Below are 14,726 nucleotides of genomic sequence, written 5' to 3'. Positions count from 1 at the left end.
TAGAAGGAGGGTGCCATGAGGAGGGGTACCAGATCTGACCCGGGGCACAGTGTTGGCACCCTGACCAAGGCCAAAGCGGTATTGGACGCTCTGAAGCAGCTTGGTCCTTCGAGGATCAGCGAGATCAGCGCTTATGTGCACGAGCCTGCAAGCTCCACCTATCGCCTGCTCTCCAATCTCGTGACCTTAGGTTGGGTGGATCATGGCCTACATCGCGGCGAATACCGCTTGGGCATCGCCTGTGTGCGCATTGGTGGCCGTATTGAGGCAAGGCTGGATGTACAAAGCATTGCCAGACATGTCTTTAAGAGGCAGGAGGGCTCAAATGGCAGCTGGAGTCTTTTCGTCCGCTACAATGTGCGCTCGGTCTGTGTGCAGATGACCTTCCTGGGGCAGAGTCGATTGCGCTCGCCCCAGATTGGCTATTCGCTGCCGATCAGCTTGGGTGCCCCCTCCGACGTCCTCCTGGCCTTTCTTGATCAATCGCGGTTTGAACGTCTGATAGAGCACTATCGCTACAACGCTGACATGGGCGGACTGCTTTCGACCTTCCGGGAGCGCTCGGTGCAGATGGCTGAAAAGGTCACCAAACGGGGTTACGCCTATGATGTTGACCAGACAGTACCTGGGGCGCTCACCATAGCTGCCCCGATATTCGATCATTCTGGTCATATCAGGGCGGCGGCCTGTTATAGCGGGCTCTCCAGGACCAATAAGGCACTGGTTGAATCAGGTGCCGATCTGTGTGAGGTGAACCGTCTGCGTCAAGCTGCTAGGCAGATATCGCAGGGACTAGGCTATTCGTTTGACGCCAGGGAGGGAAGGCTCGATAGTGAGAGTGAGCAGTAAGGCCAGCGATCAGGAGCCGACCGGGGCCCTGTTTAAGGCTGGAAAGATCATCGATATCCTGGCTGACAACAACGGTATCGGGCCTGCTGAAGTGGCGGTTGTCTCTGGCATCCCCCGCTCATCCGCCTACAGGATCCTGGATGGCCTGGTCCAAGTCGGTCTGGTCAAGGCCAACCAGGATGATACCTATTCACTGAGTTTGAGCTGGCTCGATCTTTCCGATGTGGCACGCAGTTCCCTGACTGAATGGCCCAAGGCCTATGATCTCTTGGCTGAACTGACGACTCTCACTGGGCAGACCTCCTTCCTGACAGTAATCAGTGGTTTCGAAACCGTCTGTGTGGAATGTGCACAGGGGCAAAGCTTTGACGCGTTGATCCTACGGCCGGGCGGTACTTTGCCCTTCTTTGCTGGTGCTGCTGGCCGGGTTTGTCTGGCCTATTCTGATGAGCAGATCCAGGAAGACTATCTGCAGCAGGCACCTTTTGAAGGATATAACGAGAACTCGTTGGTCACTTCCGACGCTCTGTGTGCGGATATTAAGCAGATTCAGAAGAGAGGATTTGCCATTTCCAATGAGGACATCACCATCGGTGTGGCCTCGATCGGTGTTCCCATTTTTTCACAATCGAATGGTAGGGTCGTGGGTGCTCTGTCGACTGGCGGTTTTGTAGACGCGATGATGCCACGTTGTGAAGAACTGGCAGGGCAACTCAAGGTTTATGTTAATCGCTTAGGAGCAGGTAGGCCTTTGGACTCCCTATCGGAATAAAGCCCTGATGTCCGGTTTTTGGGGGGGGGGAGACAGTAGAGTCCGAAGGTCGGGCTTGTGTTGCCTGGATGAACAGTCGGTCTGTTGTCTAGATCAGTGGAACTTTACTATTTCATTTGGAGTAATGAGCATATTGACCATAATTCAACAAGTAAGTCAAATTTATGGTTAGCGAGAAACACAAATAGGCATGTAGCATCTCAAGAGCCTTCCAGGACTTGTATGTCGAAGCCCTGGCTCGTAAATGTATACGTCATGTCAGCATAATGGTTGCGGTGGGAATTTTGGCGGGAGACTGGCTTGGTTATACGCTAACCTTCCGTCCAAGGCAGTCGCAAAGATGAATTTCGCTGTCTCCAGGCAGCGGCTCGGTGCCTGGCGTAAGGGCATTATCACTGCGATGATGCTCCTAGGGTGTGCAGTTGGTTCTTTCTGTGGTGGCAGCCTGGCAGATCACCTGAGTTGCAAGCGACTGATCCTCTACCGGGTGATCATATATGCTCTGGCAATCCATGCCGCCTTCCTTTGTCATCTTCCGGGAACTCGCAGGATTTGCGGTAGGGACGACTTTCTGTGTGGTTCCCAGATATCTGGGAGAGCTTGCACCATCCTGACGGCAGGGCTGGGTGGTCTCCCGCAATTCCCTGGTCCAAGAAGACTGGCATGGCCTGGATTTGGGCGATTGTGGTTCCTCGGTCCGCAGTCCATAACGGTTATCTTTTGTCCATGGAACACCGAGCTTCCTTGCTAGCCAGTTTATGGAAACCGAGGCAGTCAAGTTCCTGATGGAAACTTGTTCTAAGTCTGGAGCAGAGGCGACTCTCGCCTCCTTTCAACCGGCGGAAAAGAAAGAGACAGAGGGGCCAAGGAAAATTGCTCCACTCTTGGCTGCGTAGGATCTTGTTGGCAAAAGCAGGGGCATGGTAAATGAATCAGCGGCTGGTTTGAAAGCCATCAACATTGGGTATCGGCCTGGATAACTCGGTTATTGCCATGGTGCCGGTCATGAGTGATTTGTCTATCGGCGCTGCCCTTGGCGGCCTTGGCTTTATGGATAAGATGAACCTCTGGACTGCAATGATGGGTGTCTTGGGTGAGGTCTCTATCCTCCTTGCCTTGTTGCGGGCCCGCTTTTCTCTCTATAGACCCTAACCACCCCTCTGCTAGGATGTTCTGGCTTCGTATGGTCCTAGACATACTAGACCTCGCTTTCGTTCAGGACATCGTTTCGCCGGTGACCTGGCAGCTTCTTACTGAGTATTTTCGGCAAAGATCCGGGGCAGGGGAGTTGGATATGCCAAAGTATCAGTCAATGCGGCAAACTGTATCATTTCTTTTTTCTTCCTGCTCCTGCTCAAAGAGGTTGGCGGAGCATTTACCTGCTTTAGCTTTGCGCTCATCAATGTAGGAGCCATCTTCTTTACCAAGGCTTATATTCCGCAGATTGAACAGGGGGCCGAAGATGTGACTGGAAAGACTCGATTGACTCCGGACAAGATTGGACCTACCTAGCAGTGGAATTGCTCCCTCTTCACTCGCATGCCCTAATAGAGGGACAGAAGTAAATTATGATCATAAAGTCTAAAATGTAGAATTATCTAGGAAAATTACCCAGAATTGTCATAGTTCATCGGTAAATATTGATTATGTACACTCAAAAAATGATAATGATAGGTCAAGCATATGGCAGACAAAGATGTACAGAAGACAATCAATATAGCTGTTATTCCAGGAGACGGTATCGGCAGGGAAATTACCCCGCAGACCCAGGCAGTTATGGACAAGGCGGTCGGCGATGAGGTAAAGCTACAATACGTGGACTATGACCTTGGTGCTGAGCGTTACCTGCGCGACGGTACCCTGCTCAATGATGAGGATTTGAAATCCATCGGGCGGCAGGATGCCATCCTGCTGGGGGCTGTGGGCGACCCGCGTGTGCGTTCAGGGATTCTGGAGCGCGGCCTCCTGCTCAAACTCAGGTTCAGCTTCGACCAGGCCGTCAATCTGAGACCGACCAAGCTCTATCCTGGGGTGAGCTCGCCGCTAAAGAATCCTGGCCAGATCGATTTCGCCGTGGTCAGGGAAGGAACTGAAGGCCTCTACTCAGGAATGGGAGGATACGTCCGTCGGGGGACTGACCAGGCCATTGCGACCGAGACCTCACTCAACACGGCTTTCGGTGTCGAGCGTGCGGTACGCTATGCCTTTGATCTAGCCCGCAAGCGTGGGGGTAAGCGCAATGTGACTATGGTCAATAAGACCAATGTCCTGCCTCACGCCGGCGCTCTCTGGCTGGATATTATGGACAAGATAGCGCAGGACTATCCAGATGTGACATGGGACTACCTGCATGCTGATGCCTGCACAATCTTTCTTGTGACTGAGCCCTCGCGCTTCGATGTCATTGTCACCGACAATCTCTTTGGTGACGTGCTCACTGATGAGGCTGGGGCTGTGGTCGGCGGCATTGGATACTCAGCCTCAGCCAACATCAACGTCACTGACGAACACCCTTCAATGTTTGAGCCCATTCATGGTTCAGCCCCTGATATCGCCGGTAAGGGGATCGCCAACCCGACAGCTTCAATCCTGTCTGGAGCCATGCTTTTGGAACATTTCGGATATGACCAGCCTGCTCAACGCATACAGAGGGCTGTAGAAGAAGACGTTGCTGCCAATGCAAGCAGGTCAAGGTCCACAGAACAGGTTGCAAGGGATATTATCTCCCTCCTGTAAGCGGACAAAAGGACGAAGTTGATACTTATCAAGAGTGCACTTGACCCTACCTCATCTATTGCAATTACAGGCTGCTGGAATTGCAGCAGGCTATCGGTACAAGCAGAGGTATCGAATGATCACATCCTTCCCCTTACACTCACTCTCCAAGGCTGAAGTTGTCCTGGTCTACGATTTGGCACAGGCCACCGGCGCACATGGAGCGGCCTTCCAGAATCGACGCTATGTGACGCAAAGATTTTCACATCCAGCAAGTTACCTACAGCAATTGGACCTGGGCCGTGTCGTACATGTGAAATACAGGTACGGTTCTTTTCGCCTCAGTGTGGAAATCGGCTGGTGTGGCTTCCATCAGTGTAAGGCTGACAGTCTCTGTGTTCTGGAATTCATCGACCAGGCCACGCACTCTAGCCAGGAGAAAGAAGAAGAGGATCATCCACGATTAGGGTAGATGCACTCAACACTTGGCCTTCGGGCTTACTGATAACAGGTTAGGTCCCCGCTGATCGCATATATGGCTGATCAGTGGGAACCCAATCTGTTCAGAACAGAGGATGCAGCAGCAGGGCCAGCAGGTAGACGGCCATGAGAGCGATGAACAGGATGTCCATCCTGCCCAGTCGCAGCAGGCGGTAGTGGGTGCGCTGTTGACGACTACCCTCATAGCATCGGGCATCCAAGGCCCGGCTCAGGTTATCGGCGTGGCGCAGAGCTCCAGCGAAGACGGGAACCGTGATAGCTATGGCCGCATGCAGGCGTTGCGAGAGCGAGCCGGACTCGATGGATCCGCCACGGGCCGCCTGGGCTTCCACAATGGCCTGAACCTCACGTCCCAGGGTGGGGATGAAACGCAGAGCCAGTGAGAGGACTAGGGCGATCTCATTGGTGTGGATACCCAGCCTGGACAGTGGGCTCAGCAGGGATTCACAGGCATCGGTCATCTGTGTCGGCGTGGTTGTCTCTACCAGGAGCGCCCCCAGAAAGATGATCAGCATGAAGCGACAGGCATAGAGTACAGCTACCCAGATCCCTCCTGTGGTCAGCACGAATGGGCCCCAGGCAGCCAGTCTGCGGCCGGTTTGGGTGACCAAAAGATTGAACAGGGCCAGCAGAAGCATGAGTGCCAGAAAGCCCTTGACTGAATTCAAAATGGAACGCAGTGGCGCTCGTGCGGCGGCAAAGAGACCCACAGTGACCATCAGCGCCAGAACGAGTTGTGTCGGTGTGGAGATGGCGAAGGCGGTGAACATGGCTAGGAGGAAGGTCACAAGTTTGGCTCGTGGGTCCAGCCTCGCCAGCAAGGATAGGGGTTTCTGGTCGGCCTGATCACGTTCCGCTTTCTTCCCGGTGGCCCCCTTCTCCGCTGCATCTGTTGCGAGCAGTCGGTGATATCGTTCCACGACTTCGGCAGTAGTCCCATAGGCTAGTGTTTCCCCATGCTCTAGGAGCAGGGTCTGGTCGGCCAGGTCCAGGGCCTCGCGATCGGCGTGTGTGCTCATGACGATGGTGACCCCACGCTTATGGAGTACTCGGAGCAGTGTCATGATGCGTGCGCAGGCCTGGGGGTCGAGACTGGCAGTGACCTCGTCCAAAACCAGTAGTTGCGGGCTGCAGGCCACGACTCCGGCGATGGCCACCAATCGTCGCTGACCTCCCGAGAGGTCGAAGGGGGAGCGGTCGGCCAGATCACCGATTCCCAAAAGCTTCATGGCATCATCCACCCGATGCTGCACCTGCTCAGGCCCATAGCCTAGGTTGTGTGGACCATAGGCGATATCCTGGGCAACGGTATCCGCAAAAAGCTGATGTTCGGGATATTGCATGACATAGCCGACCCTTTGGCGCAGAAGCTTCAGATTATGGCGCCGCAGATGTTTGGCCTTGGGCCGGTTGGGTCCGGCCAAGGGCAGGCCGGCCACCTGGATGGATCCGCTGTCGGGAGCGGCCAAGGCACAGATGAGCCTGGCCAGGGTGGACTTGCCGGATCCGTTGCGACCGATAATGGCCAGGGTCTGTCCTGCCGCCAGCTCCAGATTCACCTCGTTGAGGGCTTTGCTGCCGGCATTCGGAAAGCTGTAAGAGACATTCGATAACTTGACCATGGCAATGGCATGGTTGTTGGCCGTGGTCTTCGTATCCGCTCCTGGCGCCCTGCTTTGGGTCAGCGGATTTCGGTCCGGTTTGCCAATAAGGGCGGGTACATCCTTCCTGGTCAGGATCTGGTCAGGTCTTCCGGATGCCACGATGCGCCCATGGTCAAGTACCAGGACCCGATCAGCCTGTCTGGCTTGCTCAAGCAAGTGGGTGATGTGGACGACAGCCGTGCCCTGGGTCGTCAGCCGACAGAGGATCGATTGAATCTCCTGCCGGCCGGCAGCATCAAGCATGGCGCCAGGTTCGTCCAGCACCATCATGCCTGGATTCATGGCCAAGCTGCCAGCAAGAGCCAGTCGTTGTTGTTGCCCGCCAGACATGCGGGTGGGATCATCATTCATCTGCGTCTGCAGATCCACCTGCTTCAGGGCCGCTGGCACGCAGGAGAGCATCTTTTGACGGGGAATGCTCAGATTCTCGGGTCCAAAAGCCACGTCGTCCTGGACCACAGTAGTCACGATCTGGTCCTCAGGGTTCTGAAAGACCATGCCGATGCTCCGCCGTGCCTGCCGGTAGGCCTCAGTGTCGATCTGTCGGCCCTGGTCCGGGGTATCGAAGCAGACCGCTCGGCCCATAAGTTCGACCTGGCCTTGGTCAGGTGCCGTCGCACCCGAGAGGATGCTTCCCAGCGTGGATTTGCCAGAACCATTCGCTCCAAGGATGCACAGATGCTCGCCTGCATGTACTTCCATGGAGAGATGGTCCAGGGCCCAGGTCTGGCCTCCGTCATAGGAGAAGGAGACCTGGCTGAGACGAGCGACCGTTGCCTTCGAATCCGCTGAAGCCGGGACTGCGGATTCGGTCATGGATGCTGCCATGACGATCCGAACCCCCGCGGCCTACTTGTTGATCAACGTGGAGATCGGCTTGTAGATCAGGAAGGTGACCACGCCGTGGATGGCGAACTTCATCAGGTTGAAGGGCAGGAGGATCGGCACGATCATGGCGACGACCTTGGCCATGGACATGTGCGCATAGAAGGGGGTAATCACCACGTTGCACAGGATGGCTGCAATCACACCCAGAATGGCGCCGGAGACGATTCCGATGACCGCTCCCTTACGGCTGTGCATCCTGCGGTAGACCAAGGCCGCCGGCACGCTCAGTGCCAGGGCTACGATCATCGAGATCAGAGCGCCGAAGGGATTGGTGAACAGGTGTGGCACGAATCCCAGGATGGAGATGATGGCGGCAGCCGCCGGGCCGAAGGCGAAGCCGCATACCAGGACAACAATGCCTGAGGGGTCGTATTTTAGCCAGGGGGCGGCAGGAAAGATCGGGAAGGAGAAGAAGCTCAGAACCATGGCCAGGGCTACGAAGAGCGCATAGACCGCGATCCGCTTGGTCGACCAACGTCCTGAACCACCTGCACCTGTGGAATGGACATCGTTGAAGCGCGTGTCCTTGTTTGCAGTAGTATGTGAATGAGAATTGGGCATGCTCATAGAGGGCCTCGTTTCTTCCATCCGGACTGTAACCGTTGGCTTCGGACTTTGACCGATATCCACCGCTTGCGCGGGTCGCGGGCTCCCGGCATTCAGCCGGATACCGCCAGTAAGGACTTTCACCTTCCCTGAAACTGACGATTTCAATATAGCTGCGATCCTTGGAATGGTCAATTCCCTCTTGCTGCCAGTGCATTTTTAAACACGCCAAGAAAGAAATAAAACCGCCTTCCATGCAACTATTGCAGCCTGCACAACGAATATGAGGTTGTCGAAAGTTCACAATGCTGCAAGGAGGCTGGAGCATGGCGAGGATGGGTGAATATCTGCAGCTCGTGAAAAGAAGCAAGGCGGTTATGGCCCAGAGGCAAAGTTGCGGGGCAGTGTCAGAATGGGAAGCATGGGAAAGACCTTGAATAAGGCGGCCATGGTCGTCGTTACTTATAAGCGTCAGGAATTGCTGACAGACCTGTTCGACTCGATTCTCCAACTTACCCAGGCTCCTTGGCGGATTGTGGTGGTGGATAACGAAAATTCGGCAGACACGCGAACCATGGTCGAGCAGTTCTCTGAACGTGTGACAGGACGTTGGGGCAAGACCATCATCGACGGCTCCGGCAATCAGGAGCGTGTCGTTTATCTGCCACAGGACCACAACGGTGGCGGCGCTGGTGGCTTTTCCGCCGGTGTGCGCAAGGCATACGAGCTGGGGGCCAAATGGTTCTGGGTTATGGATGATGACGTTGCAGTAGAACCTGAAGGACTTGACCTGCTGGCCAAGTGGAGTGACCGCTATCAGGTGGTGCAGGGATCCCGGCTGGACTATGATGGTGGCCCCTTCTATTGGCAGTATCATTTTCTTACCGCCTTGGGCATTCCAGACCCGATAGCACCGGGGGAGTTCGGCCCAACGGGCTGTCGGCCCATGAACACCATGTGTTTTGAAGGTGGATTCTTCTCCCGGCAGGTTGTGGAGCAAATTGGTCTGCCTGACCCACGTTTCTTCATTTATTGGGATGACACCATCTATGGGTATTTGGCATCCAAGGTCACACAGCCTGTGGTCGTCTCCGATATAGTCATGCGTCGGACTCGCAACATCGCCAATTGGAACATCGCCGGGGTGCGCCAGCTCAATTCCACATCGGATATGAACCGTTATCACATTATGCGCAACCGGGGCTTTATGGCCAGGTATTTCATGGTTCATGGGGACTATCGACCCCTGGCTTTCGCCCTAGGGACCCTGGCAACAGCTCTCAAGGAAGTCATTCGCCTTCTGGCTGTTGATCGCAGTCACATCATGACTGGTATTCCTGCCATCCTGAAGGGCTGGGTGGATTCGCGCCAGATATTGCATGATCCCGACTGGAGGCCCATGGAGCCCCTCAGAGGCCAACCAGCCGGGGAAATACAGCGCGCCTGAACGGTCTGACTGCTACTTTTCTTGACTTCCTGCCTGGAAGTACTCCATGGAACCGATAGGTCCTGCCAGGTGAAAGCCGTCGTCCTGGTAGACGACCTTTGTGACGGCGGTGTTGTCCATATCAGGGATGGGGCAGTGGCCATCGATGGCCACCAGGAACTGTTGCAGGCACATGCCGGAAGAGACCACCAGGACAGGCCCGCCGCCCTCTTCGATGGCAGATTGGGCGATGCGCGTCAATACTGCGATCATTCTGCTGCGGACCTGGGCGGTGGTCTCAGCCCGATCCTGTTCTTCCAGTCCGGCGGACAGGACGTCCTGGGCATCCAGCCGGTGGAAGGTGTCCTGCATATGGACGGAGATATTCCTGCCGTAGGTTGACTTGGCCGCAGCGAAATTCGCGAACCCCATGGCTGCGCAGACTTGGTCCAGAGTAGTGCGTTCGTCCCGGCCCTCGAAACTTCCGAAATTGTCCTCGCGCAGGTCAGGGTCTACGCCCACGCGCAGGTCTCCATTGCCGGACATATCAAGGGCCAGGCGGGCCGTTTCATACTGACGACTCAGATTGCCACTCCAGGCTGCCCGGAAGCGAATGGGCCGCAGACCCAGACCGAACTGGCGCACGTCCTCGCGGCCTTGCCGGGTGAGCGGAAAATCAGACCAGCCCTGCATCAGATGCATGACATTGGCCGTCGTTCTGCCGTGCCGGGTCAGGTAAAGGGTTGTCGAACCTGCTTCAGTGCTCGGTTCGGCGGTTGACTGAGATGATGATGCTCCATTGTTCATATTTCATCACCCTACACGATCCCCTTGCCGGGGCACTGGAATACAGTCGCGGTCAGGACCTGATGAAACGGCCTCCATCGCCCCAAGTCCATGTGCCGCCGCCGGATCCGATCTGGAAATTCATTTTGGCTATGCCCAGATCCACTGCGGAGCCATAGGCGACCGAGGGGTCCAGAGTGGCGATCGCATCGCCCGTGTTCTTGTCCCAGGCAAAAACCACGGGCTGTCCGTTCATGGCCGAAGGCGCCTTGGCGGCGGCAGCCACGCCGGCCTTGAACCATTCTGGAGCCTCCTGGCGGTCCTGCACGCTCATGGAAGAAGTCAGCTCCTCATAGCTCTTAGAGGTTCGATGCTCGCTCTGACGTTGGCAAAGCTTGTCGAAGTCCTGATTGCCGTAGCCGACCTGGTCGGCCGGATAGCCGATAGTGACCACCAGATAGAGCGACTGGCTGGGGGTGATCCGGCAGTGGCGCTCTGCTGCCTGACGGTCCCAGCTGCCTGACACCCATCCTGTCCCCAGTCCGTACAGGGTGGCGGCAAGAACCATGCGCTCGCCATAAAAGCCGGCTTTTTCCAGGCTCTCCTGATCATCCTTGGGTCCGACCAGGGCAAGGTAGTTGGCCGCATTGGCCAGGTGGCCGGAGGCATTGTCGGCAGTGAAGGCGTCCGGCTTGCCTAGGACCAGTTGCATGTCCAGACCGCTGAGCGTATTCAGGGCATTCAAGGTGCTGCCCAGCTGCCTTGCTAGGTCGGGATCGATGGGCTTAGGATCGTATTCTCTGGTGGTGATGCGCACGTTGACTGCGTCAATGAGCTGTGTATGTTCGGTCATAGCCTCATTATCTCACCCAATTCTTCTTTCTACAGTTTGTAGCAGAAGGCAGGCGGAAGGGTCAGCCCTAGTCCGGCTTATGCCGCTCCTACAGGTTGCAGAGGCATGGCTTGGGGTACAATCGCTACCGTGCCGGTTCGGACCCTCATCTTTGATCAGCTAAGGAGCAGCAATGATTGAAACAGCGCAGGCTTTCGGAGTGGATATCGGTGGATCCGGCATTAAGGCTGCCCCTGTTGACCTGACGATCGGTGATTTTGCAGAGCCTCGCAAGAAAATTCTGACTCCTGAGCATTCCACGCCAGAGGCTGTGGGGGTTGTTGTCAAGGAGCTCTTGGACCGCTTCGAGGTTCCTTCGGATGTGCCTGTGGGCATCGCCTTCCCGGCCCCTGTCAAGCCTGATAAACCGCTGGATTTCATGGCCAACCTGGACCAGGCCTGGGTCGGCACCAATGTTCAGGAGGTTCTTTCCAAGGCCTGCGGTAGACCCGTCAGCGTTGTCAACGATGCGGATGCGGCCGGGCTTGCCGAGGTGCAGTACGGGGCTGCCAAAGGCCAGAAGGGTCTGGTCATCGCCACCACACTGGGCACCGGCATCGGCACGGCGCTGATTTATAACGGCGTTCTGATTCCCAACAGCGAGCTGGGCCATCTGACGCTGGACGGCAAAGACGCAGAGAAGTACGCAGCCTCATCGGTGCGTGACCGCAAGAAACTGAGCTATAAGAAGTGGGCCAACCGTCTGACCAAGTATTATCGACTGCTCGAGCACTATTTCAACCCTGACTTCTTCGTTGTCGGTGGTGGAGTCAGCAGGATGAGCGAGAAGTTCTTGCCCCACATCGACATCAAGACCCCCATTGTGGCTGCCAAGCTGCGCAACCAGGCCGGCATCGTGGGTGCCGCTTATCTGGCTGACCTCCGGCAAAAGCACCTGGGGTGAAGCAGGGCTTTTCCTGCGACCGACCTGTTTGGGGCGTTCTGGCCATTGCTGGATCGGATGAGGAGCTGAGAAACCGTGCATTTTTCTCACCGTACAGGGTCTGACCGCCCCAATCGCATTGCTCTGGCCGAGTCGGAAGCGCGCTCCCAGGGTCTCAAGCTGGGCAGGCTGAATGATTCCAATCCCACCCGTTTCGGGCTGGCCCCGTCATTCCTGCCCCAAGTCTATGAGGCTGAACCCAGGGGGCCTCGTAAGGCCCGTCAGGCCCTGGCTGAGTTTCTGACCAGGCGTAAAGAATTGGATGAGAATGAGGGCGCCGCAGCGGTCAATCCTGATGACATCTATCTGCTCTCCTCCACATCCCAGGCTTATTCCTGGCTGATGAAGCTTCTCTGCGATCCGGGCAACGCCATTCTGGAACCCAGGCCTGGATATCCTCTCATAGAATCCATCGCCGGACTGGAGTGCGTCCGAACAATCCCATACCGCCTGTCCTACGACGGATCCTGGGTCCTTGACCTGGCCACGGTCAGGCAGGCCTTGGAGGGACCGGATGGCGACCGTATCCGTGCCCTGGTCCTTATCAACCCCAACAATCCCATAGGCTCCTACATTCATCCTGAAGAACGCCAGTCACTGCTGGATCTCTGCCAAGGGCATGGGGTGGCCATCATAGCGGACGAGGTCTTCTTCGACTATCCTCTGGATCCTCTGCCGGGTCGTGCCCGGTTGGCTGGTGAGAAGCAGGTGCTGACCTTCGCCCTGGACGGGTTCTCGAAGAGCCTGGCAGCTCCCCATGCCAAGGTGGGCTGGATCCAGGTTTCCGGGCCAGCCGACCAGGTTGCCCAGGCCAAGCGCCAGCTCGACCTGATAGCCGATGATTACCTGCCCATGAGTCTTCTGATCACCAGGGATATGGAAGCCATGCTGGCAAATATTCCCAGTCAGACCAGCCGAGTGGGGGAGCGCGTCAGGGGTAATCTTGAAAGCCTTAGACGGATATTGGGCCAAAAACAGTCCAGCGTCTCCCTGCTCAGGCCCGAGGGAGGCTGGAACGTTCTGCTGCGCTTTCCCCAGGTCATCGACGAGGAGAAATTGATTCTCCGCCTGATTGGGTCCTACGGGTTGACTGGCCAGCCCGGATACTTTTTCGACATGCCAGGCAACGGATACCTGGCCCTGTCGCTTCTTCCGGAAACCTTGGAATTCCGCCGAAATGTAGGTTCAGTCGTCTCAGCTATCGAAAAAATGCTGTGAAGAAAACCCTCCTCTTTCCTGGTTTGCTCCGATAATGAATTCGGAATGATCACCCGTCATGGAAGGGGGAGGTTGGTGGGGCTCGATGATGAGCCACTGATTGCAAGGTTGCACACGAAGGAGCAGTAACGATGGGGAACGGAAACAAGGATCGAAGGGAAGACCCGGTCGAGGGGGTTGGTGCACGAGTCGGAGAGGACATCAAAGCCATGGCCTCTGCAGATGAGACCGGAGATGCCGTCGCAGACCAAGGCATGGATGCGAGCCTGGCTCCGGATACTGGCAGAAAGCTCAACAGCAAGGAGAAGGTCCGTTTCGCCATTGGGTTCGCCCTGGTATCCTTGCTCTGGGCCGCGCCCTTTTCCATGGGTTCGGGGGTTCTTCTGCCTCAGATCTTCAATACCCTGCACGGGGTCAGCGCCGAAGCGGCCCTAGGGACGATGAATTCGATTGGTTGCGTATTCGCCTTGGTGGCCAACGTTGTTTTCGGCGCTCTCTCTGATATGTCCAGGTTCCGCGTCGGCAAGCGCACCCCCTGGATCGTGCTGGGCGGTATTATCGGCGCCCTTGGTTTTCTGATGATCATCCAGTCGCATACCCTTTTCATGATCATCTTTGGCTGGTGCATCGTCCAGGTGGGCATCAACTGCCTGATAGCCCCGGCTGTGGCGGTCCTCTCAGACAGGATTCCCGAATCGACTAGGGGAACCTACTCGGCTCTGTATGGTGCCAGCCAGGTGGTTGGCCAGCAACTGGGAAACATCATCGGCAGCTCGTTCATAGCCAACATCCGTACGGGCCTGATAGTCGGCATGATCATCTTCCTCTTCTCTGGAATCCTCACCGTGTTGATCTGGCCGCGCGAGAAGTCAGCTGCAAACACAGTCGTGGAACGGACTTGGGCTGACGTCGGCCGGTCCTTCATACCGCCCACCAAGAACAGCCGGGACTTCTACATGGCGCTTCTGGGCAGGTTCACTTTCATCGTCGGATGTTACATGATCCAGGGCTACCAACTCTACATTCTGCAGAAGTACTGCCGTTTGAGTGATGACCAGGCTGCATCCACACTCAAGATCATGGCTCTGCTCTCGGTGATCACCACCATCCTGGCCGCTGTGGTCTCGGGCCCTCTCTCGGACTTCCTGCAGAAGCGGAAAGTGATTGTGGCCATCAGCTGTCTGATCATTGCTCTCGGGATGGTTTTCCCCTTCCTGATGCCGACCGCAACGGGCATGTACATTTATGCCGCCTTGGCCGGAATCGGCAACGGTTGCTACATGTCAGTGGACCAGGCGCTGAATGTCGATGTGTTGCCGAATGCCAAGGAGGCCGGCAAGGACCTGGGCATCCTCAACCTGGCCAATACCATTGGTCAGGTGATCGCCCCCGGGTGCACCACCCTGGTCATCGGTATCTTTGGCGGGTATAGGATGATCTTCCCCGTTGCCATCGTTTGCTTGCTGGCGGGGACTTTCTTCATCATGATGATCCGCAAGGTCAAGTGAGTCTGAAAACCTGTAATC

The 14,726-nt window shown here is 56.3% G+C and carries 12 protein-coding genes, 1 pseudogene and 1 riboswitch; of the genes and pseudogenes, 9 read left to right on the top strand and 4 right to left on the bottom strand.

Annotated elements, in window-relative coordinates:
- Positions 1–15 precede the first annotated feature (15 nt).
- From DKK74_RS05420 to DKK74_RS05400, 5 genes and pseudogenes are all read left to right on the top strand, one after another.
- Positions 16–849, top strand: coding sequence for an IclR family transcriptional regulator (locus DKK74_RS05420; protein WP_110413143.1), 834 nt, complete (start codon positions 16–18; stop codon positions 847–849).
- Positions 833–1,621, top strand: coding sequence for an IclR family transcriptional regulator (locus DKK74_RS05415; protein WP_146210546.1), 789 nt, complete (start codon positions 833–835; stop codon positions 1,619–1,621). The genes DKK74_RS05420 and DKK74_RS05415 overlap by 17 nt, the downstream gene beginning before the upstream one ends.
- Before the next feature lie 960 nt (positions 1,622–2,581).
- Complete coding sequence (locus DKK74_RS05410; protein ID WP_110413141.1) at positions 2,582–2,773, top strand: hypothetical protein; 192 nt, start codon at positions 2,582–2,584, stop codon at positions 2,771–2,773.
- 117 nt (positions 2,774–2,890) lie between these two features.
- Positions 2,891–3,133: pseudogene (locus DKK74_RS08925) on the top strand (hypothetical protein); the annotation flags it as partial.
- Between the two features lie 171 nt (positions 3,134–3,304).
- Positions 3,305–4,357, top strand: a complete 1,053-nt coding sequence (locus DKK74_RS05400) for a 3-isopropylmalate dehydrogenase (RefSeq protein WP_110413140.1) — start codon at positions 3,305–3,307, stop codon at positions 4,355–4,357.
- Between the two features lie 542 nt (positions 4,358–4,899).
- On the opposite strand, the gene DKK74_RS05395 is transcribed toward DKK74_RS05400, so the two are convergent.
- A complete protein-coding gene (locus DKK74_RS05395; RefSeq protein ID WP_110413139.1) occupies positions 4,900–7,317 on the bottom strand; it encodes an energy-coupling factor transporter ATPase in 2,418 nt (805 codons plus the stop codon).
- Positions 7,318–7,350: 33 nt separating this feature from the next.
- Complete coding sequence (locus DKK74_RS05390) at positions 7,351–7,977, bottom strand: ECF transporter S component (protein WP_045924627.1); 627 nt, start codon at positions 7,975–7,977, stop codon at positions 7,351–7,353.
- Positions 7,962–8,096: riboswitch (FMN riboswitch) on the bottom strand. It overlaps the preceding gene by 16 nt.
- A gap of 260 nt (positions 8,097–8,356) precedes the next feature.
- On the opposite strand from DKK74_RS05390, the gene DKK74_RS05385 reads away from it, so the two are divergent.
- Complete coding sequence (locus tag DKK74_RS05385; protein ID WP_446002667.1) at positions 8,357–9,382, top strand: glycosyltransferase; 1,026 nt, start codon at positions 8,357–8,359, stop codon at positions 9,380–9,382.
- A 12-nt stretch (positions 9,383–9,394) separates the two neighbouring features.
- Here the strand turns inward: DKK74_RS05385 and DKK74_RS05380 are convergent, their stop codons facing one another.
- Positions 9,395–10,168 carry a histidine phosphatase family protein gene (locus DKK74_RS05380; protein ID WP_110413137.1) on the bottom strand — a complete coding sequence of 258 codons (774 nt, stop codon included), beginning with the start codon at positions 10,166–10,168 and terminating at the stop codon, positions 9,395–9,397.
- Between the two features lie 52 nt (positions 10,169–10,220).
- Positions 10,221–11,000, bottom strand: coding sequence for a nitroreductase family protein (locus DKK74_RS05375; protein WP_110413136.1), 780 nt, complete (start codon positions 10,998–11,000; stop codon positions 10,221–10,223).
- 172 nt (positions 11,001–11,172) lie between these two features.
- On the opposite strand from DKK74_RS05375, the gene ppgK reads away from it, so the two are divergent.
- From ppgK to DKK74_RS05360, 3 genes are all read left to right on the top strand, one after another.
- On the top strand, positions 11,173–11,943 hold the full coding sequence (ppgK, locus tag DKK74_RS05370) for a polyphosphate--glucose phosphotransferase (protein WP_110413135.1): 771 nt from the start codon (positions 11,173–11,175) through the stop codon (positions 11,941–11,943).
- Between the two features lie 75 nt (positions 11,944–12,018).
- Positions 12,019–13,200: a pyridoxal phosphate-dependent aminotransferase gene (locus DKK74_RS05365; RefSeq protein ID WP_110413134.1), complete on the top strand. Its 1,182-nt coding sequence runs from the start codon at positions 12,019–12,021 to the stop codon at positions 13,198–13,200.
- A gap of 131 nt (positions 13,201–13,331) precedes the next feature.
- Positions 13,332–14,708, top strand: coding sequence for an MFS transporter (locus DKK74_RS05360; protein ID WP_110413133.1), 1,377 nt, complete (start codon positions 13,332–13,334; stop codon positions 14,706–14,708).
- The last annotated feature ends 18 nt before the right edge of the window (positions 14,709–14,726 follow it).

Origin of the sequence: Bifidobacterium asteroides (assembly GCF_003202755.1) — a bacterium.
Taxonomy (GTDB): domain Bacteria; phylum Actinomycetota; class Actinomycetes; order Actinomycetales; family Bifidobacteriaceae; genus Bombiscardovia; species Bombiscardovia asteroides_F.
Note: the sequence above shows the minus strand (reverse complement) of the source record. Positions and strands in the feature narration are given on the sequence as shown.